The sequence below is a fragment of the Streptomyces sp. NPDC057950 genome (assembly GCF_042887295.1).
Lineage (GTDB): Bacteria > Actinomycetota > Actinomycetes > Streptomycetales > Streptomycetaceae > Streptomyces > Streptomyces kaempferi.
Window position 1 is genome coordinate 206101 of sequence record NZ_JBHVPP010000009.1, and the last position, 25319, is coordinate 231419.

The window sequence follows — 25319 nt, forward strand, 5'->3', positions numbered from 1 at the left end:
GCTAGAATCCCGGCCGTCACGTAAGCCTTCTCGGCGCGGTCCGCGATCCGCCGGAAGGCTTTTTTCATGCCCGGATCCAGCCTGCTCCGGCGGCAGGTGCCGCCACGGGCGGACCCGCCGCGAAGGCGGTGGCAGCCCCGCCGACCACCGGGCCGAACGCCCTGCGCCGACCCCGGCGGTTCCGCGTGTCCATCCCCGCAAGAGGAGTTCCATGTCATGAGCGAACGGACCAACGCCCCATCAACGACCCGAACTTGGCGACTCGGTGACCTCACCGTCAACCGCGTCGGGTTCGGCGCGATGCGGCTGACCGGGACCGCGCCCTTCGACGGCGGCGTGCCGCGCGACCGCGAGCGGTCGATCGGCGTGCTCCGGCGGGCGGTCGAGCTCGGTGTGAACCACATCGACACCGCCGCGTTCTACTTCTCGGCGACGCGCTCCGCCAACGAGCTGATCAACCGGGCGCTGGCGCCGTACCCGGAGGACCTGGTCATCGTCACCAAGGTCTGGCCGGCCCGCGACCCCTCGGGCGGCTGGTGGTGGGCCAACCCGGCGCAGCTGCGCGGCCAGGTCGAGGAGAACCTGCGCCAACTCGGCCGCGACCACCTGGACGTGGTGAACCTGCGCGTTCCGCCGAGCCGGCGCAACGGCTCGATCGGCGAGCACTTCGGCGCGCTGGCCGAACTGCGCGAGGCCGGTCTGATCCGCCACCTCGGCGTCTCCCACGTCACGTCCCGGCAACTGGCCGAGGTACGGACCATCGCTCCGGTCGTGTGTGTGCAGAACCCCTACGGGATCGGTTCGCCGGGCGAGGACAGGTCCCTCCTGCGGCTCTGCGGTGAACTCGGCGTCGCCTTCGTCCCGTTCTTCGCGATCGCCGGTTCCGGACGCGAGGGGGGACCGGCCGCCCGTGACAGCGAGACGGTGTACGCCGTCGCCCGCGCGCACGAGGTGTCCGTCGCGCAGGTCCGGCTGGCCTGGACCCTGCGGCAGGGGCCGCACGTGCTGGCGATCCCGGGCACCGGCGACCCGGACCACCTCGCGCAGAACATGGCTGCGGGCACCCTGCGCCTCTCGGACGACGAGTCGGCACGCCTCGGCTCGCTGGGCCGGTGACGCGCCGCGACACCACAGGTCGTGCCGGGTCATGCGGGGCGGGTGCGACTTCGGTACGTCGGCCGGCCGACCGGCACGATCCGTGCGGCCGGGGCCCTGACGGGCTTGCGCGAGCACAGCGCCGCCCGAACCCAGGTCGCCCTGACGGTCCGGTTCCGGCCGCCGCGCGCTCCCGAACGACCGTTCGTCGCACCATGGATACCGTTCACCGCATACGGTCGACGAGTTGGCGCCGTACGGCTTCCCAACCGGACAACCGCTTCCTATCGTCCGGGATCATGAGTCCCCCTGTCGCGCCACCCGGCTGGAGCCGCTGGCTCGTCCCGCCCGCCGCCCTGTCGATCCACCTCTCCATCGGCCAGGCGTACGCCTGGAGCGTCTTCAAGCCGCCGCTCGAATCCGCGCTCGGCCTCAGCGGCACCCAGAGCGCGCTGCCCTTCCAGCTCGCCATCGTCATGCTCGGGCTGTCCGCCGCGTTCGGCGGCACTCTGGTGGAGCGCAACGGACCGCGCTGGGCGATGACCGTCGCCCTGGTCTGCTTCTCCACCGGTTTCCTGATCGCCTCGCTCGGCGCCGCCACCGAGCAGTACTGGCTGATCGTGTTCGGCTACGGCTTCGTCGGCGGGATCGGCCTGGGCATCGGCTACATCTCACCCGTCTCGACCCTGATCAAGTGGTTCCCGGAACGGCCGGGCATGGCCACCGGGATCGCGATCATGGGCTTCGGCGGCGGTGCGCTGATCGCCTCGCCCTGGTCCGCGCAGATGCTGAAGTCCTTCGGCTCCGACTCCTCCGGCATCGCCCTCGCCTTCCTCGTGCACGGGCTGTCGTACGCCGTCTTCATGACACTCGGCGTGCTGCTGGTGAGGGTGCCGCGCAGCGAGAAGCCCGTCGAGGCCCGCCCCGGTCCCCTCGACGGGGTGCAGGTCTCGGCGAAGAACGCCGTGCGCACCCCGCAGTTCTGGTGCCTGTGGCTCGTGCTGTGCATGAACGTGACCGCGGGCATCGGCATCCTGGAGAAGGCCGCCCCGATGATCACCGACTTCTTCGCGGACACCTCCACCCCGGTGTCGGTGTCGGCCGCCGCGGGCTTCGTGGCGCTGCTCTCCGCCGCGAACATGGCGGGCCGGATCGGCTGGTCATCCACGTCCGACCTGATCGGCCGCAAGAACATCTACCGCGTCTACCTCGGCGTGGGCGCGCTGATGTACCTGCTCATCTCGCAGTTCGGGGACTCCTCCAAGCCCCTCTTCATCATCTGCGCGCTGGTGATCCTCTCCTTCTACGGGGGTGGCTTCGCGACCGTCCCCGCGTACCTCAAGGACCTCTTCGGCACCTATCAGGTCGGAGCGATCCACGGGCGGCTGCTCACCGCCTGGTCCACGGCCGGTGTCCTCGGCCCGCTGATCGTCAACTGGATAGCGGACCGGCAGAAGGACGCGGGCAAGCACGGCGCCGCGCTCTACGACACCTCGTTCCTGATCATGATCGGGCTGCTGGTCGTCGGCTTCGTCGCCAACGAGCTGATCCGCCCGGTCCACGTCCGCCACCACATCCCCGCACCGAGGGAGGCAGCCGATGACGACTCCGTCCAGTCCCAGCAGTCCGCCTGACCGGCGTCCGCTGATCGCCCTCTCCTGGCTCTGGGTGGGCGCACCGCTCTGTTACGGCCTGTACGAGCTCGTTCTCAAGGTCAAACAGCTGTTCACGGGGTGAGACCCGGGCGTCCGCGCGGACCGTGCTCGTGCGTCCGAGGGTCTGACAGAAGCCGACAAGCCTGACGTCGCTTTCCTGTGGCATCACCTGACGTCGTACCCATGGGTCACTGATCAGACTGGAGGATCTCGCTACCCAAGGCAACGAGGGAGACCCCCCATGAACGGCTCACGCATCGCGGCCGTCGGCCACTACCAGCCCGCCAAGGTCCTCACCAACGAGGACCTGGCGGGCCTGGTCGACACCAGTGACGAGTGGATCAAGAGCCGGGTGGGCATCCGTACGCGCCACATCGCCGGACCCGACGAACCCGTCGACGAGCTGGCCGGGCACGCCGCCGCCAAGGCCCTTGCCGCCGCCGGACTGGCCCCCGCCGACATCGACCTCGTGCTGGTCGCCACCTCGACGGCCGTCGACCGCTCCCCGAACATGGCCGCCCGGGTCGCGCACCGCCTGGGCATCCCGTCCCCCGCGGCGATGGACGTCAACGTGGTCTGCGCGGGCTTCACCCACGCGCTCGCCACGGCCGACCACGCCGTGCGCGCGGGGGCGGCGACCCGGGCCCTGGTCATCGGCGCGGACAAGATGTCGGATGTGACGGACTGGACCGACCGCACGACCTGCGTCCTGGTCGGGGACGGCGCGGGAGCGGCCGTGGTCGAGGCCGCGGCGCCGGGCGACGAGCCGGGGATCGGGCCGGTGCTGTGGGGCTCGGTGCCCGAGATGGGGCACGCCGTACGCATCGAGGGCACCCCGGCGCGCTTCGCGCAGGAGGGCCAGAGCGTCTACCGCTGGGCGACGACCCGGCTCCCGGCGATCGCCCGGCAGGCCTGCGAGCGGGCCGGCCTCACACCCGAGGAACTCGCCGGAGTCGTCCTGCACCAGGCGAACCTGCGCATCATCGAACCCCTCGCGCAGAAGATCGGCGCCGTGAACGCGGTGGTCGCGCGCGATGTCGTGGACTCCGGGAACACCTCCGCCGCCAGCATCCCGCTCGCCCTCTCGAAGCTCGTCGAACGCGGTGAGATCGGCACCGGCGACCCCGTGCTCCTCTTCGGCTTCGGCGGCAACCTGTCCTACGCGGGCCAGGTCGTCCGCTGCCCCTGAACCCCGTGACCTGCGACGCAGGACCGATGTGACGCGCTCGACCGCACCGCCCCCTGGCTTTTGTGCGCCGTAGACTGTAGACGAAAGACAATTGATACTGGCTTTCCGAAGAGACCGGCTCACCGGTGACCGCGGCGTCCTGCGACGGAGACGTGCCGGCCACCGCGCCACCGCTGCCCAGGAGGGGGACCGCGATGTTGTCGACAGGACTGCCGCAGGGGGCGGTGCCCAGGCTGGAGCGGCCCGGCCCGCTGCGTGACCGTGTCTACGAGGCGCTGCTCGAACTCATCACGACACGCGCCCTCCAGCCGGGCCAGCACCTGGTCGAGAGCGAACTCGCCGGACACCTCGGAGTCTCCCGGCAGCCCGTACGCGAGGCGCTGCAGCGGCTGAACACGGAGGGATGGGTCGATCTGCGGCCCGCCCAGGGCGCGTTCGTGCACGAGCCGACGGAGGAGGAGGCCGACCAGCTCCTCACGGTCCGTACGCTCCTGGAGGCCGAGGCCGCGCGGCTCGCCGCCGCCAACACGGGCTCCGCCGGCATCACCGCCCTGGAGGAGCTGTGCGCCGAGGGGGAGCGCGCGGTCGCCGCCGACGACGTGGACGGCGCGGTCGCGATCAACGCCCGCTTCCACGCGAAGGTCATGGAGCTGGCCGGGAACGCGGTCCTCGCCGAACTGGCCGCTCAGGTCGACCGCCGGGTGCGCTGGTACTACACGCCGGTCGCCCGGCAGCGCGGCGGACAGTCCTGGATCGAGCACCGCGACCTCATCGCCGCCATCGCCGACCGCGACGAACCCCGCGCCACCCAGGTCATGCGCGAACACACCGAGCACACGCGCAAGACGTACCACGAGCGCGAGAAGTAGCCGGACCCCGCACACCGGTTCGGAACGTCGACGCCCACCGGGACCAGCCCCGAGTCCAGCGCGCCCCGCTCTTTGTCCTCTCAGTGGCGAAAGTTGGCGGCAATCTCTGCGCTACTTCTTCCCACACCCGGCGGCCACTGCTACGTTCCCCTCGAAAGCAAGCCACGGCGATGTGGCCAAATCCCGTTGGACACAGGCCGATTGAGGCGGGGAGGGGCTCGTGAGACGTATGACGGCTCGACCCGCGAACGCGCACCAGGCGCGGCTGCTGCGCCTGTTGCGAGACGGCGGTCCCAACTCCCGTGCCCAACTCGGTGACCAGGTCGACCTCTCCCGGTCGAAGCTGGCCGTCGAGGTGGAACGGCTCCTGGAGACCGGGCTCGTCGTCGCCGACGGACTCGCCGCATCCCGCGGCGGCCGCCGCTCCCACAACGTCCGGCTCGCCCCGGCGCTGCGCTTCCTCGGCGTCGACATCGGGGCGACCTCGATCGACGTCGCGGTCACCAACGCCGAACTGGAAGTGCTCGGGCACCTCAATCAGCCCATGGACGTCCGTGAGGGCCCGGTCGCGGTGTTCGAACAGGTGCTTGCCATGGCGGCCAAGCTGAGGTCCTCCGGGCTCGCGGAGGGATTCGACGGCGCCGGGATCGGCGTCCCGGGTCCGGTCCGCTTCCCCGAGGGCGTCCCGGTCGCACCGCCGATCATGCCGGGCTGGGACGGCTTCCCGGTCCGCGAGGCGCTCAGCCAGGATCTCGGCTGCCCCGTCATGGTCGACAACGACGTGAACCTGATGGCGATGGGGGAGCAGCACGCGGGCGTCGCACGCTCCGTGGGCGACTTCCTCTGCGTCAAGATCGGTACCGGTATCGGCTGCGGCATCGTCGTCGGCGGAGAGGTCTACCGCGGGACGACGGGCAGCGCCGGCGACATCGGGCACATCCAGGCGGTGCCCGACGGCCGCCCGTGCGCCTGCGGGAACCGCGGCTGCCTGGAGGCCCACTTCAGCGGTGCCGCACTCGCCCGGGACGCCACGGACGCCGCCCAGCAGGGACTCTCGGCGGAACTCGCCGCCCGGCTGGACGCGGCGGGCGCTCTCACCGCCGTCGACGTGGCCGCCGCGGCCGCGGCCGGCGACGCCACCGCCCTCGGCCTGATCCGTGAGGGCGGCAACCGCACCGGCCAGGTCCTCGCCGCTCTCGTCAGCTTCTTCAATCCGGGCCTGGTGGTGATCGGCGGTGGGGTGACGGGCCTCGGCCACACCCTGCTCGCCGCGATCCGCACCCAGGTCTACCGTCAGTCGCTACCGCTCGCGACAGGCAACCTGCCCATCGTCCTGGGGGAGTTGGGCCCTGCCGCCGGAGTCATCGGCGCGGCGCGGCTCATCAGCGATCACCTCTTCTCGCCCGCGTAACCGCAGCCGTAACCGCACCTGTATCCGCATCCGTGCCACGTGTTCCGCCGTCGCCGCTCCGCTCCGTTCCGCTCTCCTCAGCCCAGCCCCGCTCTCCGCGCTGCTCAGCCCTGCCCTGAAACCGGCCCGCACGCCCGCCAAGGGGAACCGTCATGGCACCAGAACCACCGCTGCTCACCATGTCCGGCATCACCAAGTCGTTCCCCGGCGTCCGCGCCCTCGACGGCGTCGACCTGGACGTACAGGCCGGCGAGGTCCACTGTCTGCTCGGCCAGAACGGGGCCGGGAAGTCCACCCTCATCAAGGTCCTGGCCGGCGCGCACCAGCCCGACGACGGGACGATCGGCTGGCGCGGCGCACCCGTCGCACTCCGCTCCCCGATCGCGGCCATGCGCCTCGGCATCGCCACCATCTACCAGGAACTCGACCTGGTGGAGGGCCTGTCGGTGGCCGAGAACGTCCACCTCGGACACGAACCCACCTCGGCCGGCTTCGTCGTACGGGGCAGGGCGGCGCGCGCGTCGACGGCCGCGCTCCTCGAACGGCTCGGACACCCCGAGATCGATCCGGCCAGGCTCGTCGGTGAACTCTCCGCCGCCCAGCGGCAGATCGTCTCCATGGCACGGGCACTGTCCCACGAGGTACGCCTCATCGTCATGGACGAGCCGTCCGCGGCCCTCGACCCCGACGAGGTCGACAACCTCTTCCGCATCGTCACCGGCCTCACCGCGGACGACGTCGCCGTCGTCTACATCTCGCACCGGCTGGAGGAGATCCGCCGCATCGGCGACCGCGTGACCGTCCTCAAGGACGGGCGGGCGGTGGCGGGCGGACTCCCCGCGAAGTCCACCCCGACCCGCGAGATCGTCGCGCTGATGACCGGGCGCAACGTGGAGTACGTGTTCCCCGACCGACCCACCCGGGAGTCCACCGCCGAGCCCGTCCTGCGGGTCCGTGGACTGGCCCGCGCGGGGGAGTTCGCACCGCTGGACCTCGATCTGCGCCCCGGCGAGATCGTCGGCCTGGCCGGGCTCGTCGGCTCCGGACGCTCCGAGATCCTGGAGACGATCTACGGTGCGCGCAGGCCGACCGCCGGCCAGGTCCGCATGGACGGACGGCCGTTGCGGCCCGGCAGCGTCCGCGCCGCCGTCCGCGCCGGACTCGGGCTCGCCCCCGAGGAGCGCAAGGCACAGGCGCTGCTGATGCTGGAGTCCGTCACGCGCAACGTCTCCGTGTCCTCCATGTCCCGCTTCGCCCGCGGGGGCTGGATCGACCGGGGCGCGGAACGGGGAGCGGCGCGGGCGGCGACCCGTGAACTGTCGCTGCGCCCGGACAACCCGTCGGTTCCGGTCCGCACCCTGTCCGGCGGCAACCAGCAGAAGGTGGTCCTGGCGCGCTGGCTGCTGCGCGGCTGCCGGGTACTGCTGTTGGACGAGCCGACCCGAGGTGTCGACGTCGGCGCCCGCGCCGAGCTGTACGCGGTCATCCGCCGCCTCGCCGAGGAGGGCCTGGCCGTCCTGCTGGTGTCGAGCGAAGTACCCGAGGTGCTGGGACTCGCCGACCGTGTGCTGGTGCTGCGCGAGGGCCGGGTCGTGCACACCGCCCCCGCCCGGGAGCTCGACGAACACCGTGTACTCGACCTCGTCATGGAAGGAAGTCCGGCATCATGACGCAGCCCGTGTCCCCGCCCCGGGACAGCACCGGCAAGGTGCCACCGATGGGCGAACTCCCCGCCTGGCGAACGTTCGGTGCCCGTGCCGACGTGCGCACCCTCTCGCTCCTCGGGGTGCTCGTCGCCCTGATCGTCATCGGCGGCATCACCAAGCCCGACGAGTTCCTCGACACCCGCAACCTCCAACTTGTCCTCACCCAGGCGTCGGTGATCGGCGTGGTCACCGTCGGCATGACCTTCGTGATCACCTCCGGCGGCATCGACCTGTCGGTCGGCGCCATCGTCGCGCTCTCCTCGGTGTGGGCGACCACCGTGGCCACCCAGGAGTACGGCTTCGCGGGCATCCTCCTCACCGCGGTGCTGGTCGGTGTCGGCTGCGGCCTGGTCAACGGCCTGCTCATCGCGTACGGCGGCATGGTGCCGTTCATCGCGACGCTCGCCATGCTCGCCTCGGCCCGCGGTCTCGCGCTCCAGATCACCGACGGCAGGACCCAGATCGTCAGCGTGGACGGCATCCTGAAGCTCGGCGAACGCGACTCGTACGTGCTGGGCGTTCCCCCGCTGGTACTGGTCTTCGCCGTCGTCACGGTCATCGGCTGGCTGATCCTCAACCGCACCACCTTCGGCCGCCGCACGGTCGCCGTCGGCGGCAACGCGGAGGCGGCCCGGCTCGCCGGCATCGACGTACGACGACAGCGGTTGTATCTCTACCTGCTCTCGGGACTGTGCTGCGGCATCGCCGCCTTCCTGCTGGTCATCCTGTCCGGCTCGGGCCAGAACACCAACGGCAACCTGTACGAACTCGACGCCATCGCGGCCGCGATCATCGGCGGCACGCTGCTCAGCGGGGGCCGAGGCACCATCACCGGCTCCGTGCTCGGCGTACTGATCTTCACCACGATCACCAACATCTTCGCGCTGAACAACCTGCAGAGCGACGTCCAGCAGATCGCCAAGGGCGCGATCATCGTCGCCGCGGTCCTGGTCCAGCGGCGCACCGCAAGCACGACCTGACACGGGAAGGGTTCACCGCCATGCCAGCACCCACGCACGTCACCAGCCGCCGAGGACTGCTCCTCGGGACCGCCGCCGTCTCGGCCGGCGCCCTCCTGACCGGCTGTACCTCCAACGACACCAAGGACGAGAAGCCTGCCTCGAACGACCGGCCGGCCGCCGACGACAAGCCCGGCAAGCACGTCACCATCGGCTTCGCGGGCCCGCAGGCCGACCACGGCTGGCTCAACGCGATCAACGACAACGCCAAGAGCCGCGCGAAGAAGTACTCGGACGTGACGCTGGAGATCACCGAGGGCTCCAACGACACCGCCGCGCAGATCGGCCAGATCGAGACACTGATCAACAAGAAGGTCGACGTTCTGGTGGTACTGCCCGCCGACGGCAAGGCGCTCACGCAGGTCGGACTGAAGGCGATGCGCGCCGGAATCCCCGTCGTCAACCTCGACCGGATCTTCAACTCACCGCAGGCGTACCGCTGCTGGATCGGCGGCGACAACTACGGCATGGGCCTCAGTGCCGGTCGCTACATCGGCGAGCAGCTCAAGGACAAGCAGGGCGCCCGGGTCATCGAACTGGCCGGCCTCGACAACCTGGAGCTGACCAAACAGCGCACCGAGGGCTTCGACGCGGCCCTGAAGAACTACCCGAACATCAAGAAGGTGGCCCGCCAGGCCGCCGAGTTCACCGTCGAGTCCGGTCAGGCCAAGATGTCCCAGCTCCTCCAGGCCCAGCCGAAGTTCGATGCCCTGTGGAACCACGACGACGACCAGGGCGTGGGCGCGCTGCGCGCGATCGAGCAGGCCGGCCGTGACGACTTCCTGATGGTGGGCGGCGCGGGCGCGCTCTCCGCCTTCCAGGCCATCGAGGCCGGCAACAGTGTCCTGAAGGCCACCGTCCTGTACCCGCCGACCATGGCGGCGTCCGCGATCGACCTGGCCCGCGCCCTCGGCCAGGGCAAGGGGGTGGGCGGTCTCGCCGAGTTCGAGATCCCGGCCTCGATCACGCTCTACTCCGCCGTCGTCGACAAGGACAACGTCGGCCAGTACATGTCCACCGGCTTCAAGTGATCCGCCACGTCCACAGCCCCCACAGCGTCACGACGACGCACGACGACGAGGAGGACATCCGTATGGGAGAGCCGCACCAGGGCGAACCGGCCGGGGCGGAGGCGGCCCGTGTGGATCAGGCCGGGGCGGCGGCACCCGCGACGGACGCCGCCGTGCGGGAGGCGGCACCGGGGGAGATCCCGGTGGGGGGGACGCCGGCGGGGAGCACCCCGGTACGGGGGTCCGGGGTGCGGGAGGCGGACAAGCCGGTGCTCGGCGTGGGCATGGTCGGGTACGCGTTCATGGGCGCCGCCCACTCCCAGGGCTGGCGCACCGTGGGCCGCGTCTTCGACCTGCCGCGCCGCCCGGTCCTCGCCGCGGTCTGCGGCCGTGACGCGGAAGCCGTCCGCGCCATGGCCGACCGGCACGGCTGGGCGGCGGCCGAGACGGACTGGCGTGCGCTGATCGCCCGGGACGACGTCGACCTCGTCGACATCTGCACGCCCGGCGACAGCCACGCCGAGATCGCGCTCGCCGCCCTGGCCGCGGGCAAGCACGTGCTGTGTGAGAAGCCGCTCGCCAACACGGTCGCGGAGGCGGAGGCGATGGCGGAGGCCGCCGAAGCCGCCGCCGCCCGCGGCCAGGTGGCCATGGTGGGCTTCAACTACCGTCGGCTGCCCGCGACCTCGCTGGCCCGGACCATGGTCGCCGAAGGACGCCTGGGCACCCTGCGGCACGTACGGGTGACCTACCTTCAGGACTGGCTGGTGGACCCGGAGTTCCCGCTCACCTGGCGGCTGCGCAGGGAACGCGCGGGATCGGGCGCGCTCGGCGACCTCGGGGCGCACATCGTCGACCTCGCCCAGTACCTGGCGGGCGAACCGGTCGTCGGGGTCTCCGCGCTCACCGAGACCTTCGTGCGGCAGCGGCCGCTCCCCGCCGCCGCGTCGAGCGGTCTGTCCGCCGTGCCGGACGCGGCCGGCCTCGGCACCGTGACCGTCGACGACGCGGCCCTCTTCACCGGCCGCTTCGCCTCCGGGGCCCTCGCCTCCTTCGAGGCGTCCCGGTTCGCCACCGGGCGCAAGAACGCCCTGCGCATCGAACTCAACGGGGAACGCGGCTCGTTGGCCTTCGACCTGGAGCGTCTCAACGAACTCTCCTTCCACGACCACACCGAGCCCGGCACCCACGCGGGCTTCCGCCGCATCCTCGTCACCGAACCCGACCACCCCTACCTGGAGGCATGGTGGCCTCCGGGCCACGGCCTCGGCTACGAACACACCTTCACCCACCAGGCCCACGACCTGGTGCGGGCCGTGGCGGCGGGACGGCGGCCCGTGCCGTCCTTCGCCGACGGCCTGCAGGTACAGCGAGTACTCGCGGCGGTCGAGGAGAGCGCCGAGAAGAACTCCGTCTACACCCCCGTGGCCGTCACACCCGTGACAGCCACCTCCCCAGCGGTTCGAGGAGACCTCTAGCCATGCCGCGCACCTTCACACTCTTCACCGGCCAGTGGGCCGACCTGCCGCTCGAGGAGGTCTGCCGGCTCGCCCGCGACTTCGGCTACGACGGGCTCGAACTCGCCTGCTGGGGCGACCACTTCGAGGTCGACAAGGCGCTCGCCGACCCCGCGTACGTCGAGTCCCGGCACGCGCTCCTCGACAAGTACGGCCTCAAGTGCTGGGCGATCTCCAACCACCTGGTCGGTCAGGCCGTCTGCGACGCCATCATCGACGAACGCCACCGGGCCATCCTGCCCGCCCGCATCTGGGGCGACGGCGAACCCGAGGGCGTACGGCAGCGGGCCGCCGCCGAGATCGCCGACACCGCGCGCGCCGCCGCGGCCCTCGGGGTCGACACCGTCATCGGCTTCACCGGCTCGGCCATCTGGCACCTGGTCGCCATGTTCCCGCCCGCGCCCGAGTCGATGATCGCCCGCGGCTACGAGGACTTCGCGACACGCTGGAACCCGATCCTCGACGTCTTCGACGCGCAGGGCGTGCGGTTCGCGCACGAGGTCCACCCCAGCGAGATCGCCTACGACTACTGGACCACCCACGAGGCCCTGAAGGCGGTCGGCCACCGGCCGGCGTTCGGGCTGAACTTCGACCCCTCGCACTTCGTGTGGCAGGACCTCGACCCGGTCGGTTTCCTCTACGACTTCCGCGACCGCATCTACCACGTCGACTGCAAGGAAGCCCGCAAACGGCTCGACGGGCGCAACGGCCGCCTCGGATCGCACCTGCCCTGGGGTGACCCGCGGCGCGGCTGGGACTTCGTCTCCGCGGGCCATGGCGACGTGCCCTGGGAGGACGTCTTCCGGATGCTGCGCTCCATCGACTACACGGGCCCCGTCTCGGTCGAGTGGGAGGACGCCGGAATGGACCGGCTCCAGGGCGCACCCGAGGCCCTGACCCGCCTCAAGACGTACGACTTCGAGCCGCCGTCGGCCTCCTTCGACGCGGCGTTCGGCGGCAACGACTAGTGCCACGGGCGGCGTTCGCCCCCACGGGAGGACGCCGGCCGCCGCGGCACCAGGCCGCGGCACACCGTTCACATGCTTCCGGGGTGACGGCGCACCCCGGCGTACCGCACCCGCCCGTACGACCAGCCCCTTCATGGAGGCATTTCGTGCACCCGAACGACCGGAACAAGAGCCGCACAAGCCACTTAAGACGTCCTGGGCTCCGCGGGGCCCTCGCCCTGCTGAGCGGCGCGCTGCTGGCAGCCGCGTCCCTCACCCTCACCGCCCCCGGGGCCGGCGCAGCCGTCGCCGGTCCGGGCGAGGCGGCCGCCGAGGACTTCCAGCAGGTCACCCTCGCCAAGGGCGAACCGGAGGTCGGTGAGCCGATGTCGCTCGCCGTCCTCCCCGACCGCTCGGTCCTGCACACCTCGCGCGACGGCGAACTCCGCCTCACCGACGCCGCGGGCAACACCAGACTCGCCGGCAAGCTCGACGTCTACACCCACGACGAGGAAGGGCTCCAGGGCGTCGGCGTCGACCCCGGCTTCGCGTCCAACCGCTTCGTCTACCTCTACTACGCGCCACCGCTGAACACCCCGGCGGGCGACGCCCCCGAGACCGGGACGGCCGCCGACTTCACCCCGTTCGACGGGGTCAACCGGCTCTCCCGCTTCGTCCTGAAGACCGACGGCACGCTCGACAACGCCAGCGAGAAGCAGATCCTCGACGTCAAGACCTCCCGGGGCATCTGCTGCCACGTCGGCGGCGACATCGACTTCGACGCGGCGGGGAACCTCTACCTCTCCACCGGCGACGACTCCAACCCCTTCCAGTCCGACGGCTTCACCCCCATCGACGAGCGCGCCGACCGCAACCCGGCGTTCGACGCCCAGCGTTCGGCCGGCAACACCAACGACCTGCGCGGCAAGATCCTGCGCATCAACGTGAACGCCGACGGCACGTACTCCATCCCCGACGGCAACCTCTTCGCACCCGGTACGGACAAGGCCCGCCCCGAGATCTACGCCATGGGCTTCCGCAACCCGTTCCGCTTCAGCGTCGACAAGAAGACCGGCATCGTCTACGTCGGTGACTACGGCCCGGACGCGGGCGCGGCCGACCCGGCGCGCGGCCCCGGCGGCCAGGTCGAGTTCGCCCGTGTCACCGCCGCGGGAAACTTCGGCTGGCCGTACTGCACCGGCAAGAACGACGCCTACGTGGACTACGACTTCGCGACCAGAGCCTCCGGCGCGGCCTTCGACTGCGCCGCCCCGAAGAACACCTCCCCCCACAACACCGGCCTCACCGACCTGCCCCCGGCCCAGCCCGCCTGGATCCCGTACGACGGCGCGTCCGTACCGGAGTTCGGCGACGGCTCCGAGTCCCCGATGGGCGGCCCGGTCTACCACTACGACGCCTTGCTCGACTCGCCGGTGAAGTTCCCGCAGGCCTACGACGGCAACTTCTTCGCCGGGGAGTTCGGCCGCCGCTGGATCAAGCGGATCGACGCCGACACCGACGGGACCGTGCGGTCCATCAGCTCCGTGCCATGGACGGGCACCCAGGTGATGGACATGGCCTTCGGCCCGGACGGCGCGCTCTACGTCCTCGACTACGGCACCGCCTGGTTCGGCGGCGACGAGAACTCCGGCCTCTACCGCATCGAGAACGCCACCGACGGCCACTCGCCCGTCGCCCAGGCCGCGGCGGACCGCACCTCGGGGCAGGCGCCGCTCAAGGTCCGCTTCTCCTCGGCAGGTTCGAGCGACGCGGACGGCGACGCCCTCACCTACAGCTGGGACTTCGGTGACGGCGGCACCTCGACGGCCGCCGACCCGTCGCACAAGTACAAGAGGAACGGGACCTACACCGCGACGGTGACCGCCAAGGACAGCACCGGGCGCACCGGCGGCGCCAGCGTGCGGATCGTGGTCGGCAACACCGCGCCGAAGGTGACCGTCGAACTGCCGGGTGACGGGCAGCTGTTCAGCTTCGGCGACCCCGTACCGTTCAAGGTGAGGGTCACCGACCCGGAGGACGGCCGCGCGATCGACTGCGCCAAGGTGAAGGTCACCTTCGTCCTCGGCCACGACAGCCACGGCCACCCGCTCACCTCGGCGAACGGCTGCTCCGGCACCCTGCAGACCAGTGCCGACGGCGGCCACGACGAGGACGCCAACATCTTCGGGGTCCTCGACGCCGAGTACACCGACGGGGGAGGCGGCGGCCAGACAGCGCTGACCACCCACGACCGCAACGTGCTCCAGCCCAGGCACCGGCAGGCCGAGCACCACGGCGACGCCTCCGGCATCACCGTCCAGTCGAAGGCCACCGCACATGGCGGGAAGACCGTCGGCGACATCGACAACGGCGACTGGATCTCCTTCACCCCGTACGTCCTGGCCGACGCCGAGAAGATCACGGCGCGCGTCTCGTCGGCCGGCGCGGGCGGCACCCTCGAGGTCCGCGCGGGCTCCCCGACCGGCCGCGTGCTGGGCAGGGCGGCGGTGCCGGTGACCGGCGGCTGGGACACCTTCCAGGACGTCAGCGCGGACATCTCACGCGCTCCGCGCGGCACCACGACGCTCTACCTCGTCTTCAAGGGCGGCGCCGGCGCGCTGTACGACGTGGACGACTTCACCTTCACCACGGGCTGACGGGAGGAGTGACGGTCATGCGCACAACGGCACGAATACTGACCACGGGTGCCGCCGCCGCCCTGCTCCTCGGATGTGTGGCGGGACCGGCCGCGTCGAAGGGCGCGGCCGGTCCCGGCGGGAGCCGGGTGCTGGTCTTCTCGAAGACGGCGGGTTTCCGGCACGACGCGATTCCGGAAGGGATCGCGGCCGTGCGGGAGTTGGGGATCGAGGGCGGCTTCACGGTCGACGCCACCGAGGACGCGGGCGCCTTCACCGCACGCAACCTCGCGCGGTACGACGCCGTGGTGTTCCTCTCGACCACCGGTGACGTCCTCGACGACACCCAACAGGGCGCTTTCGAGCGGTACATCGAGCGGGGCGGTGGCTACGCGGGCGTCCACGCGGCCGCCGACACCGAGTACGACTGGGACTTCTACGGCGGTCTCGTGGGCGCCTACTTCCAGTCGCATCCCGCGATCCAGCCCGCGACGGTCGACATCGAGGACACCGGGCACCCGGCGACCTCGGGACTTCCGGGAACCTGGGAGCGTACGGACGAGTGGTACAACTACCGCTCCGACCCCCGGGAACGGGTGCACGTCCTGGCCTCCCTCGACGAGTCCACGTACTCCGGCGGCACGATGGGCGGTGACCATCCGATCGCCTGGTGCCAGGAGTACCGGGGCGGCCGCGCCTTCTACACCGGGGGCGGTCACACCAAGGAGTCCTACGCGGACCCGGCTTTCCGGCAGCATCTGCTGGGCGGCATCCGGTACGCGACGGGGGCCGCCCGAGCCGACTGCCGCCCCGAGAACGGCTACCGGCCCCTCTTCGACGGTACCGCCGCCTCGCTGACCGACTGGCGGCAGGCGGGACCGGGCGCGTTCTCACTGTCACCGGACGGCACACTCACGTCGTCCGGCGGCCTGGGAATGCTCTGGTACGCCGGGGCCGCGTTCGGCTCCTACTCGCTGAAGCTGGACTGGAAGGTGGCCGGGGACGACAACTCCGGTGTGTTCGTGGGCTTCCCCGCCTCCGACGACCCGTGGTCGGCCGTCGACCACGGCCATGAGGTCCAGATCGACGCGACCGACACCCCCGACCGCACCACGGGGGCCGTGTACGGATTCCGTTCCGCCGACCTCAGGAAGCGCGACCGCGCGCTGAATCCGCCGGGGGAGTGGAACACGTACGAGATCCGGGTGGAGGGCGAACACCTCCGCGTCCGGCTCAACGGTGTGCGGATCAACGATTTCACCAACACCGATCCGGCACGGAGCCTGCGCGAGGGGCACATCGGCATCCAGAACCACGGAGCCGACGACCAGGTGTCGTTCCGCAACGTCCGGATCAAGGAACTGCCCGCGAAGCCCGTGGCTCACACGGCGTCGCCGGGCGACTGAGCGGCGGCGGGCGGGGGACGCCGGACCCCCGCCCGCCGTCTCGTCCGCACCTCAGCCGCCCCCGGCGCCCCTTCACCTCCCTCGTCCAGCTTCACCCTGACGTCCCTGACGTCCCTGAGGTCCCTGAGATCCCTGACGTCCCCCTGACCTCTTTCCTCTCTTCCCCCACTTCCGTCCGACCCCTGTGGCGGACGTACGACCAGGAGGCTGCCCGTGTCCGCGTCCTCTTCCGAACCCCGAGTGGGTGTGTGGCTGATCGGAGCGCGCGGTTCCGTCGCCACCACCGTCGTCGCGGGCTGCGCGGCCGTCACCGCGGGCCTGCACCCTCCGACCGGCATGGTCACCGAGACACCCCTCTTCGCCGGGTGCGGCCTGCCTCCGCTGTCCTCCCTCGTCTTCGGCGGACACGACACCGTGGACTGCCCGCTGCCCAAACGCGCGGAGGCGCTCGCGGCGGGGGGCGTCCTTCCGCACGGCCTGCCCGCGGCGGTCGCGGCCGAACTGGAGGCCGCCGACCGGGAGATCCGGCCCGGCGGCCCGGTCGCCGGCGGCACCCGCGACGCCGCGGAGCTGGTCGACGGCTTCGCCGCCGACCTGAGGGACTTCTTACGGCGACGGGGCCTGACCCGGGCGGTCGTGGTGAACGTGGCCTCCACCGAGCCCGTTCCCACCGAGCCCGTTCCCACCGACCCCACTCCCACCGGTACCGCGCTGCCCCCGAGCTCCCTGTACGCGGCGGCGGCCCTCCAGGCCGGCTGCCCGTACGTGAACTTCACCCCGTCGACCGGCCTCCACCACCCCGCGCTGGCGCCGGCGGCACGGACCGGCGGTCTGCCGTACGCCGGCCGGGACGGCAAGACGGGCCAGACCCTGCTGCGGTCGGTGCTCGGCCCGATGTTCGCGCAGCGCGCGCTGGAGGTCCGCGCCTGGTCGGGCACCAACCTGCTCGGCGGCGGTGACGGGGCCTCCCTGGCCGACCCGGCCGCCGCGGCCGCCAAGAACGCCGGCAAGGAACGGGTGCTCGCGGACACACTGGGCGCGGCCCCGCAGGGCGAGGTGCACATCGACGACGTGCCGGCACTCGGCGACTGGAAGACCGCCTGGGACCACATCGCCTTCGACGGCTTCCTCGGTACCCGGATGATCCTCCAGACCACGTGGCAGGGCTGCGACTCCGCCCTGGCGGCGCCCCTCGTCCTCGACCTCGCACGCCTGGTGTCCCGCGCCCACGAGGCGGGCCTGTCGGGGCCGCTCGACGGCCTGGGCTTCTACTTCAAGGACCCGCTGGGCGAGGGGCCCGCGGCGCTCGGCGAACAGTACGCCGAGCTCGCGCGGTTCGCGGCCCGACTGCGGACACCACGCCCGGAACGCCCGCGGCCGCGCCCCGAGCGCCGCGCCCAGCAGCCGGGACGACGGAACCCGCAGCCCGGACGGTCGTCGCACGGGCCCCGGGAGGAGCGGTGACGCATCCTCGCCCGGACGCGGGAGCGGCCGGTCCTGTGCCGCTCGGTGCCGGTCCGCGGCTGCTCGCCTGGGCCGAACTGCTGCGGCTGCCGGCCCTGTTCACCGTCCCCGGCGACGCCCTCGCCGGAGCCGCTGCCGCCGGTCGCCGCCCCGGATCGCGCACGCTGCTCGCCGTCGGCTGCTCGCTGTGCCTGTACGAGGCGGGCATGGCCCTCAACGACTGGGCCGACCGGGCCGAGGACGCCGCCGAGCGCCCGCACCGCCCGCTGCCGTCCGGCCGGGTGCCGCCGACCGCGGCCCTCGCGGCGGCGGGCGCCCTGACGGCGGTCGGCATGGCCCTCGCCGTGCGCGCGGGCCATGGCGCCCTCGCCCTCGCGGTGCCCCTCGCGGCCACCGTGTGGGCGTACGACCTCGTGCTCAAACGAACTCCCGCGGGGCCGGTGGCGATGGCCGCCGCCCGGGGCCTCGACCTGCTTCTCGGCGCGGCGGCGACGGGCGGCGGCGTCCGGCCCGCCCTGCCCTCCGCCGCCGTGCTGGCCGCCCACACCCTCGCGGTGACCGCGGTCTCCCGAGGCGAGACCCGGGGCGGATCACCGGTCGTACCGCTGGCCGCGCTCGTCGCGACGGGCTCGCTGTCCTGGGCGTTGACGCGCGGGCCCACCTCCGCCCGCGCTCCTCGGAGCGCCGCGCACGTCCTGCGCGGGGCCCTCACGGCCGCCTACGCCGCGACCTGTGCCCGCCCCCTCCTGCACGCCGCTCTCAACCCCTCGCCCCCGCTCACCCAACGAGCCGTCGGCGGCGGCATCCGCGCCATGATCCCGCTCCAGGCCGCCCTCGCGGCCCGCTCGGGCGCCCTCACCTCCGCGCTCCTCACCGCCGCACTGGCCCCCGCGGCCCGCAGGTTCGCGAAGAAGGTGAGCGTCACATGAGCCCCGCGCCGCGCTCCGCGGACCCCGCGCCGCACCCCACGACCCCCAGCACCCTGCGCTTCGGCTACGGCACCAACGGGCTGGCCGACCTCCGCCTCGACGACGCCCTCGCCCTGCTCGCGGACCTCGGCTACGACGGTGTCGGTCTGACGCTCGATCACATGCACCTCGACCCGATGGCCCCGGATCTCGCCGCCCGGACCAGGCGGGTGGCCCGCAGGCTGGACGCTCTCGGTCTCGGCGTCACCGTGGAGACCGGTGCCCGCTACGTCCTCGATCCGCGCCGCAAGCACGGACCGTCGCTCCTCGACCCGGACCCGGCGGACCGGGCGCGCCGCGCCGGCCTGCTGCACCGCGCCGTGCGGACCGCCGCCGACCTCGGCGCGTACGCCGTGCACTGCTTCAGCGGCGTACCCCCGGCCGGCACCGACGAGGACACCGCCTGGAAGCGGCTCGCCGAGACACTGGCCCCGGTGCTGGACGCGGCCACCCGCGCCGGTGTCCCGCTCGCCGTCGAACCCGAACCAGGCCATCTGCTCGCCACCCTCGACGACTTCCACCGCCTGCGCCACATCCTCGGCGACCCGCCCGCCCTCGGCCTCACCCTCGACATCGGTCACTGCCAGTGCCTGGAACCCCTTTCCCCGGCCGACTGCGTACGTGCCGCCGCGCCCTGGCTGCGGCACGTCCAGATCGAGGACATGCGCCGCGGCGTCCACGAACACCTCCCTCTCGGGGACGGGGAGATCGACTTCCCGCCCGTCCTCGAAGCCCTGGCCGCCACCGGCTACCAGGCCCTGACCGTCGTCGAACTGCCCCGCCACTCCCACGCGGGCCCCCACTTCGCCGAGGAGTCCCTCCCGTTCCTCCACCGCGCGGGCCGGGCGATCCCCGACAGCGCCGAAGGGAGCACCCCGTGAACCGCCACCCACGCGCACCCCACGGCGGCCCCCCGCCCACCGCCGCTCCACCTCCTGCCGTCGCTCCACCCGCGACCGCCACCACCACTGCCGCACCCGCCCTCGCGTCCCTGCGGGCCCGGCTCGACTCCCGCCTCGACGCCCCCGCCCGAGCCTGGCTCGACCGAGCTCTCACCGAAGCCGCCGACCATCCCGGGACCCACGGGCCGATCTCCGTCTGGGAGCTGCGGATCGCGGAGGCAGGCCGGCGCTGCGGCCACGAGAACGCCGACAACGCCCGCGTCCTCCTCCTGCACGCCGCCCGCGCCGACCCCCGGGCGCTCGCCCGCGTCTACCGCCAGGGCACCGCCGCCGAACGCCGTGCCGTCCTGCACGCCCTGCCCCACCTCGTGCCGGGCGCCGACGCGCTGCCCCTCGTCGAGGACGCACTGCGCACCAACGACACCCGGCTCGTCGCCGCCGCCCTCGGCCCGTACGCGGCCCGCCACCTGGACGCCCACAACTGGCGGCACGCCGTCCTCAAGTGCCTGTTCACCGGTGTCCCCGTCGACGCCGTGGCCGGACTCGCCGAGCGCGCCCGCGCGGACGCCGAACTCGCCCGGATGCTCGGCGACCACGCCGAGGAACGCACCGCCGCGGGCCGTCCCGTCCCCGAGGACCTCCGGCGCGTACTGGCGCTGACCGAGCCCGCCGACACCCCCACCGGCACCCACGGCCGATCCGGCAAGGAGTCCTGATGCGCATCTTCGACCCCCACATCCACATGACGTCACGGACCACCGACGACTACGAGGCCATGCGCGCCGCGGGCGTCCGCGCCCTCGTCGAGCCCGCCTTCTGGCTCGGCCAGCCCCGCACCTCGGCCGCCTCCTTCCTCGACTACTTCGACTCGCTGCTCGGCTGGGAGCCCTTCCGCGCCGCCCAGTACGGCATCGCCCACCACTGCGCACTCGCCCTCAACCCCAAGGAGGCCAACGACCCCCGCTGCGTCCCCGTCCTGGACGAACTGCCCCGGTACCTCGTCAAGGACCAGGTCGTGGCCGTGGGAGAGATCGGCTACGACTCCATGACCCCCGCCGAGGACACCGCCCTGACCACCCAGCTCCAGCTCGCCGCCGACCACGGGCTGCCCGCGTTGGTGCACACGCCCCACCGCGACAAGCTCACCGGCCTGCGCCGCACCCTCGACGCCGTCCGGGAGTCCGCACTGCCCCCGGACCGTGTCCTGGTCGACCACCTCAACGAGACGACCGTCAAGGAGGCCAAGGACAGCGGCTGCTGGCTGGGCTTCTCCGTCTATCCCGACACCAAGATGGACGAGGACCGCATGGTCGCGATCCTGCGCGCCCACGGCCCGGAGAGGGTTCTCGTCAACTCGGCCGCGGACTGGGGGAGGAGCGACCCCCTCAAGACCCGTCGCGTGGGCGACGCCCTGCTGGCCGCCGGGTTCACCGACGACGACGTCGACCGGGTGCTGTGGCGCAACCCCGTCGCCTTCTACGGACTCAGCGGACGCCTCTGCCTCGACCTCCCCGGCACCGGCGCGACCCACGAGGGCAACTCCGTCCTGCGCGGCGGGGAGTGAGCGATGCGCTTCCGCCACCCCGACGGCTCCACCGTCCACCTCGCCTACTGCACCAACGTCCACCCCGCCGAAACCCTCGACGGCGTCCTCGCCCAGCTCCGCGACCACTGCGAACCCGTCCGCCGGCGCCTCGGCCGCGACCGCCTCGGCATCGGCCTGTGGCTCGCCAAGGACGCCGCCCACGCCCTGGTCACCGACCCCTCCGCGCTGCGGGCCCTGCGCACCGAACTCGACCGCCGCGGCCTCGAGGTCGTCACCCTCAACGGCTTCCCCTACGAGGGCTTCGGCGCCGAAGAGGTCAAGTACCGCGTGTACCGGCCCGACTGGGCCGACCCGGAACGCCTCGCCCACACCACCGCCCTCGCCCGCGTCCTCGCCCAGCTCCTCCCCGACGACATCACCGAAGGCAGCGTCTCCACCCTGCCGCTGGCCTGGCGCACCGCCTACGACGACCACCGCGCGGCGAGGGCCCGAGCCGCGCTGACCACCCTCGCGGAACGCCTCGACGCCCTCCACGAACTCACCGGACGCTCGCTGCGCGTCGGCCTGGAACCCGAACCGGGCTGCACCGTCGAGACCACCGCCGACGCGCTCGCGCCGCTCACCGCCATCGGCCACGACCGCATCGGCATCTGCGTGGACACGTGCCACCTCGCCACCTCCTTCGAGGACCCGCACACCGCCCTGGACGCCCTCACCGAGGCCGGCGTCCCCATCGTCAAGTCCCAGCTCTCCGCGGCCCTGCACGCCGAACACCCCCGTCTCCCCGAAGTCCGCGCGGCCCTCGCCGCCTTCGACGAACCCCGCTTCCTGCACCAGACCCGCGCCACCACCGCCACGGGCCTGCGCGGCACCGACGACCTGGGCGAGGCCCTGACCGGCGACGCGCTGCCCGACACCACCCCGTGGCGCGCCCACTTCCACGTCCCGCTGCACGCGCCCCCCGCCGCACCCCTCACCTCGACCCTCCCCGTCCTCAAGGCCGCGCTGACCCGTCTCGTCGGCGGCCCGCACCCGCTCACCCGGCACCTGGAGGTCGAGACCTACACCTGGCAGGCCCTGCCGCCCGAGCTGCGCCCCCGGACCCGGGCCCAGCTCATCGACGGCATCGCCGCCGAACTCACCCTCGCCCGCGATCTGCTGACGGACCTGGGCCTCAAGGAGCTGCCGTGACCCACCCGACGCCGGAGCGTTCCGGGCCCACCCCGCTGCTCGTCCTCGACGTCGTCGGCCTCACCCCCCGCCTGCTCGACCACATGCCCCGCCTCAAAGCGCTCGGCCGGTCCGGTTTCAGCGCCCCGCTCGGCACCGTCCTGCCCGCCGTCACCTGCGCCGCCCAGTCCACCTTCCTCACCGGCACCCACCCCGGCGAGCACGGCATCGTCGGCAACGGCTGGTACTTCCGCGAACTCGGCGACGTACTCCTGTGGCGGCAGCACAACGGCCTGGTGTCCGGCGACAAACTGTGGGACGCCGCGCGCCGCGCGCACCCCGGCTACACGGTCGCCAACATCTGCTGGTGGTACGCCATGGGCGCCGACACCGACATCACCGTCACCCCCCGTCCCGTCTACTACGCCGACGGCCGCAAGGAACCCGACTGCTACACCCGGCCCCCGGCCCTGCACGACGAACTCACCGCGGAGTTCGGTACGTTCCCCCTCTTCCACTTCTGGGGACCCGGCGCCGACCTCGCCTCAAGCCGCTGGATCATCGACGCGACCCGGCACGTCAACCGCACCCGCCGGCCGGACCTGACCCTCTGCTACCTCCCCCACCTCGACTACGACCTGCAGCGCTTCGGCCCCGACGACCCGCGCTCCCACCGGGCGGCCGCCGACCTCGACGCCGCCGTCACGCCCCTTCTCGACGAAGCCGAGGCCGAAGGCCGCACCGTCGTCGCGCTCTCCGAGTACGGCATCACCCGCGTGGACCGTCCCGTCGACATCAACCGCGCCCTGCGCCGCGCCGGTCTCCTCGAGGTGCACACCCAGGACGGCATGGAGTACCTCGACCCGATGGCCTCCCGCGCCTTCGGGGTCGCCGACCACCAGATCGCCCACGTCTACGTACGACGCCCCGAGGACCTGGAGGCCACCAGGGCGGCGCTCACCGGTCTGCCCGGCATCGAGCGGCTCCTCGACGACGAGGGCAAGAAGGCCCACCACCTCGACCATCCGCGCTCCGGCGAACTCGTGGCCGTCGCCGAACCGGACGCCTGGTTCACGTACTACTACTGGCTCGACGACGCCCGCGCGCCCGACTTCGCGCGCCTCGTAGAGATCCACCGCAAACCCGGATACGACCCGGCCGAACTGTTCATGGACCCCCTCGACCCCTACGTCAAGGTGAAGGCCGCCACGGCGCTGGCCCGCAAGAAGCTCGGGCTGCGCTACCGCATGGCCGTCGTCCCCCTCGACCCCTCGGCTCTTCGCGGCAGCCACGGCCGCCTTCCCGCGAGCGACGACGAAGGTCCGCTCCTCATCTGCTCCACCCCCCGCACAGGCACCGGCCGCATCGCGGCCACCGAAGTGAAATCCCTGCTGCTCGGCCTCGCCGGTCTCGAGTGACGAGGCCGGACGAGCGACTACGGAAAGTGAAACACGCGCCACTGACAACGCCTCGGCCGCGCGTCCCGCACCTGCCCGGCGGGCCACCGGCCCGGACGGCAGCGCACCCTCCGGCACCCGGCACCGCTGAACACCGACCCGAAAGAGAGACACCGTGACCGCGTTCAACGACGGACCCGCGTTCAACGACGAACCCGCAGTCGGCGACGCCCTGCGCCGCACACTCGGAGTCAACCGCCGCCGCTTCCTCAGCACCTGCACCGCCGCCGCGACCGCGGCGATCGCGGCACCCGTCCTCGGCGCCTCTCCCGCCGTCGCCCACGACCGGGGCAGAGGCCACGACCACGACCACGGTCACGGTCACGGCGGTGACATCCTCGTGCCCGCGAACCGGCGCGGCATCATCCTCTACACCGTCCGTGACGCGACGGGCCGCGACCCGCTCGCCACCGACCTGCCCTCCGGCTTCCGCGAGGTCTTCAAGCAGCTCTCGCGCTTCGGCTACCGCCAGGTGGAGTTCGCCGGGTACGGCCAGCACGCCAACGCCCCCGGCGGAGCGAACCTGGAGTCCGTGGAGGGCGCCAGGCTGCTGCGCTCCTGGCTCGACGACCACGGGCTGCGGGCCCAGGGCAACCACGGCTTCATACCGTCGTCCTGGCCCCTCACCACACCCGACCTGGACACCTTCAAGAAGCACCTGGAGATCGCCAACATCCTCGGCATGGCGCACGTGGGCACCGGCGGAGATCCCACCGGCAGCGCCTACCGCTCGGACTGGGACGTCGCCGCCGACAAGTGGAACGCGCTCGGCGGGATCGCCCGCCGCGCCGGCCTCAAGCTGTACACCCACAACCACGACGCGGCGTACGGCTTCCTGCTCGACGGGGGCCCGCTGGACGACCAGGGCCGGCCGACCCGCAGTTCGGGCATCCGCAAACTGGAGTACTTCCTGAAGGTCACCGACCCGAAGGCGGTCTGGCTGGAGATGGACATCTTCTGGGCGCACGTGGCCCAGTACAAGTTCCGCACCTACACCGCCCACGACGGCTCCACCCGGGAGAAGATCTTCGATCCCGCCGGGCTCGTCGTCCGCAACGACAAGCGCTACCCGCTCTTCCACGCCAAGGACGGCACCGTCAACACCACCAACGGAATGGGCTACGACATGGTGCCCTTCGGCACCGGCGTCATCGACTACACCACGTTCTTCTCCCGTGTCGGCGACCGGAGTCACCACAACCCGATGGTCGAGCAGGACAACGCCCCGAGTGCCGCCGACCCGGGGCAGTCGCTGAAGCACGCGAAGATCGGTTACGACCACCTCGCCGCCCTCCGCGAGAAGCGTCACTAGACACGGCCTCCAACCGGCGCGCCACGTCAGGCGGCCCTCC

General features: G+C 72.2%; 21 protein-coding genes. All 21 read left to right on the forward strand.

The window, feature by feature from the left end; genetic code table 11:
- The first annotated feature begins 216 nt into the window (after positions 1-216).
- The 21 genes from ACFVTC_RS17335 to ACFVTC_RS17435 all read left to right on the forward strand — a co-directional run bounded on the left by ACFVTC_RS17335 (position 217) and on the right by ACFVTC_RS17435 (position 25279).
- Positions 217-1116 (forward strand): aldo/keto reductase, encoded by a 900-nt coding sequence (locus ACFVTC_RS17335; RefSeq protein ID WP_390127701.1) that lies wholly within the window; start codon positions 217-219, stop codon positions 1114-1116.
- Positions 1117-1394: 278 nt separating this feature from the next.
- Entirely contained in the window at positions 1395-2729 is a 1335-nt protein-coding gene (locus ACFVTC_RS17340; protein WP_390127703.1) for an OFA family MFS transporter, read from the forward strand.
- Positions 2695-2832 (forward strand): hypothetical protein, encoded by a 138-nt coding sequence (locus ACFVTC_RS17345; protein WP_390127705.1) that lies wholly within the window; start codon positions 2695-2697, stop codon positions 2830-2832. The genes ACFVTC_RS17340 and ACFVTC_RS17345 overlap by 35 nt, the downstream gene beginning before the upstream one ends.
- Positions 2833-2991: 159 nt before the next feature.
- A complete protein-coding gene (locus tag ACFVTC_RS17350) occupies positions 2992-3939 on the forward strand; it encodes a beta-ketoacyl-ACP synthase III (RefSeq protein WP_390127707.1) in 948 nt (315 codons plus the stop codon).
- Between the two features lie 194 nt (positions 3940-4133).
- On the forward strand, positions 4134-4808 hold the full coding sequence (locus ACFVTC_RS17355; RefSeq protein WP_168530982.1) for a GntR family transcriptional regulator: 675 nt from the start codon (positions 4134-4136) through the stop codon (positions 4806-4808).
- Positions 4809-5037: 229 nt separating this feature from the next.
- A complete protein-coding gene (locus ACFVTC_RS17360; protein WP_390127709.1) occupies positions 5038-6219 on the forward strand; it encodes an ROK family protein in 1182 nt (393 codons plus the stop codon).
- A gap of 152 nt (positions 6220-6371) precedes the next feature.
- Positions 6372-7889, forward strand: a complete 1518-nt coding sequence (locus ACFVTC_RS17365) for a sugar ABC transporter ATP-binding protein (RefSeq protein ID WP_390127711.1) — start codon at positions 6372-6374, stop codon at positions 7887-7889.
- Positions 7886-8905, forward strand: a complete 1020-nt coding sequence (locus ACFVTC_RS17370) for an ABC transporter permease (protein WP_390127713.1) — start codon at positions 7886-7888, stop codon at positions 8903-8905. Before ACFVTC_RS17365 ends, ACFVTC_RS17370 begins: the two co-directional genes overlap by 4 nt.
- A 20-nt stretch (positions 8906-8925) precedes the next feature.
- The gene (locus tag ACFVTC_RS17375; RefSeq protein ID WP_390127715.1) at positions 8926-9975 is read left to right on the forward strand and encodes a substrate-binding domain-containing protein; all 1050 of its coding nucleotides are present in this window, start codon (positions 8926-8928) and stop codon (positions 9973-9975) included.
- A gap of 62 nt (positions 9976-10037) precedes the next feature.
- On the forward strand, positions 10038-11432 hold the full coding sequence (locus tag ACFVTC_RS17380) for a Gfo/Idh/MocA family protein (RefSeq protein ID WP_390127893.1): 1395 nt from the start codon (positions 10038-10040) through the stop codon (positions 11430-11432).
- Between the two features lie 2 nt (positions 11433-11434).
- Positions 11435-12439 (forward strand): sugar phosphate isomerase/epimerase family protein, encoded by a 1005-nt coding sequence (locus ACFVTC_RS17385; RefSeq protein WP_390127717.1) that lies wholly within the window; start codon positions 11435-11437, stop codon positions 12437-12439.
- 146 nt (positions 12440-12585) lie between these two features.
- Entirely contained in the window at positions 12586-15075 is a 2490-nt protein-coding gene (locus tag ACFVTC_RS17390) for a PQQ-dependent sugar dehydrogenase (protein ID WP_390127719.1), read from the forward strand.
- Positions 15076-15092: 17 nt separating this feature from the next.
- On the forward strand, positions 15093-16460 hold the full coding sequence (locus ACFVTC_RS17395; protein ID WP_390127720.1) for a ThuA domain-containing protein: 1368 nt from the start codon (positions 15093-15095) through the stop codon (positions 16458-16460).
- 213 nt (positions 16461-16673) lie between these two features.
- Entirely contained in the window at positions 16674-17924 is a 1251-nt protein-coding gene (locus ACFVTC_RS17400) for an inositol-3-phosphate synthase (RefSeq protein ID WP_390127722.1), read from the forward strand.
- Positions 17921-18853 carry an SCO3242 family prenyltransferase gene (locus ACFVTC_RS17405; protein ID WP_390127724.1) on the forward strand — a complete coding sequence of 311 codons (933 nt, stop codon included), beginning with the start codon at positions 17921-17923 and terminating at the stop codon, positions 18851-18853. The genes ACFVTC_RS17400 and ACFVTC_RS17405 overlap by 4 nt, the downstream gene beginning before the upstream one ends.
- Positions 18850-19773 (forward strand): sugar phosphate isomerase/epimerase family protein, encoded by a 924-nt coding sequence (locus ACFVTC_RS17410; RefSeq protein WP_390127726.1) that lies wholly within the window; start codon positions 18850-18852, stop codon positions 19771-19773. Before ACFVTC_RS17405 ends, ACFVTC_RS17410 begins: the two co-directional genes overlap by 4 nt.
- The gene (locus tag ACFVTC_RS17415) at positions 19770-20510 is read left to right on the forward strand and encodes an EboA domain-containing protein (protein WP_390127728.1); all 741 of its coding nucleotides are present in this window, start codon (positions 19770-19772) and stop codon (positions 20508-20510) included. Before ACFVTC_RS17410 ends, ACFVTC_RS17415 begins: the two co-directional genes overlap by 4 nt.
- Positions 20510-21358 (forward strand): TatD family hydrolase, encoded by an 849-nt coding sequence (locus ACFVTC_RS17420; RefSeq protein ID WP_390127730.1) that lies wholly within the window; start codon positions 20510-20512, stop codon positions 21356-21358. The genes ACFVTC_RS17415 and ACFVTC_RS17420 overlap by 1 nt, the downstream gene beginning before the upstream one ends.
- Before the next feature lie 3 nt (positions 21359-21361).
- The gene (gene eboE, locus ACFVTC_RS17425; RefSeq protein WP_390127732.1) at positions 21362-22531 is read left to right on the forward strand and encodes a metabolite traffic protein EboE; all 1170 of its coding nucleotides are present in this window, start codon (positions 21362-21364) and stop codon (positions 22529-22531) included.
- Positions 22528-23928, forward strand: a complete 1401-nt coding sequence (locus ACFVTC_RS17430) for an alkaline phosphatase family protein (RefSeq protein ID WP_390127733.1) — start codon at positions 22528-22530, stop codon at positions 23926-23928. Before eboE ends, ACFVTC_RS17430 begins: the two co-directional genes overlap by 4 nt.
- Positions 23929-24082: 154 nt before the next feature.
- Positions 24083-25279, forward strand: coding sequence for a sugar phosphate isomerase/epimerase family protein (locus ACFVTC_RS17435; protein WP_390127735.1), 1197 nt, complete (start codon positions 24083-24085; stop codon positions 25277-25279).
- Positions 25280-25319 lie beyond the last annotated feature (40 nt).

Excerpts from the sequence above, each read along its gene's own strand:
- ACFVTC_RS17335 (WP_390127701.1), top strand. The coding sequence starts at position 217 with ATGAGCGAACGGACCAACGCCCCATCAACGACCCGAACTTGGCGACTC.
- ACFVTC_RS17340 (WP_390127703.1), top strand. The coding sequence starts at position 1,395 with ATGAGTCCCCCTGTCGCGCCACCCGGCTGGAGCCGCTGGCTCGTCCCG.
- ACFVTC_RS17345 (WP_390127705.1), top strand. The coding sequence starts at position 2,695 with ATGACGACTCCGTCCAGTCCCAGCAGTCCGCCTGACCGGCGTCCGCTG.
- ACFVTC_RS17350 (WP_390127707.1), top strand. The coding sequence starts at position 2,992 with ATGAACGGCTCACGCATCGCGGCCGTCGGCCACTACCAGCCCGCCAAG.
- ACFVTC_RS17355 (WP_168530982.1), top strand. The coding sequence starts at position 4,134 with ATGTTGTCGACAGGACTGCCGCAGGGGGCGGTGCCCAGGCTGGAGCGG.
- ACFVTC_RS17360 (WP_390127709.1), top strand. The coding sequence starts at position 5,038 with ATGACGGCTCGACCCGCGAACGCGCACCAGGCGCGGCTGCTGCGCCTG.
- ACFVTC_RS17365 (WP_390127711.1), top strand. The coding sequence starts at position 6,372 with ATGGCACCAGAACCACCGCTGCTCACCATGTCCGGCATCACCAAGTCG.
- ACFVTC_RS17370 (WP_390127713.1), top strand. The coding sequence starts at position 7,886 with ATGACGCAGCCCGTGTCCCCGCCCCGGGACAGCACCGGCAAGGTGCCA.
- ACFVTC_RS17375 (WP_390127715.1), top strand. The coding sequence starts at position 8,926 with ATGCCAGCACCCACGCACGTCACCAGCCGCCGAGGACTGCTCCTCGGG.
- ACFVTC_RS17380 (WP_390127893.1), top strand. The coding sequence starts at position 10,038 with ATGGGAGAGCCGCACCAGGGCGAACCGGCCGGGGCGGAGGCGGCCCGT.
- ACFVTC_RS17385 (WP_390127717.1), top strand. The coding sequence starts at position 11,435 with ATGCCGCGCACCTTCACACTCTTCACCGGCCAGTGGGCCGACCTGCCG.
- ACFVTC_RS17395 (WP_390127720.1), top strand. The coding sequence starts at position 15,093 with ATGCGCACAACGGCACGAATACTGACCACGGGTGCCGCCGCCGCCCTG.
- ACFVTC_RS17410 (WP_390127726.1), top strand. The coding sequence starts at position 18,850 with ATGAGCCCCGCGCCGCGCTCCGCGGACCCCGCGCCGCACCCCACGACC.
- ACFVTC_RS17420 (WP_390127730.1), top strand. The coding sequence starts at position 20,510 with ATGCGCATCTTCGACCCCCACATCCACATGACGTCACGGACCACCGAC.
- eboE (WP_390127732.1), top strand. The coding sequence starts at position 21,362 with ATGCGCTTCCGCCACCCCGACGGCTCCACCGTCCACCTCGCCTACTGC.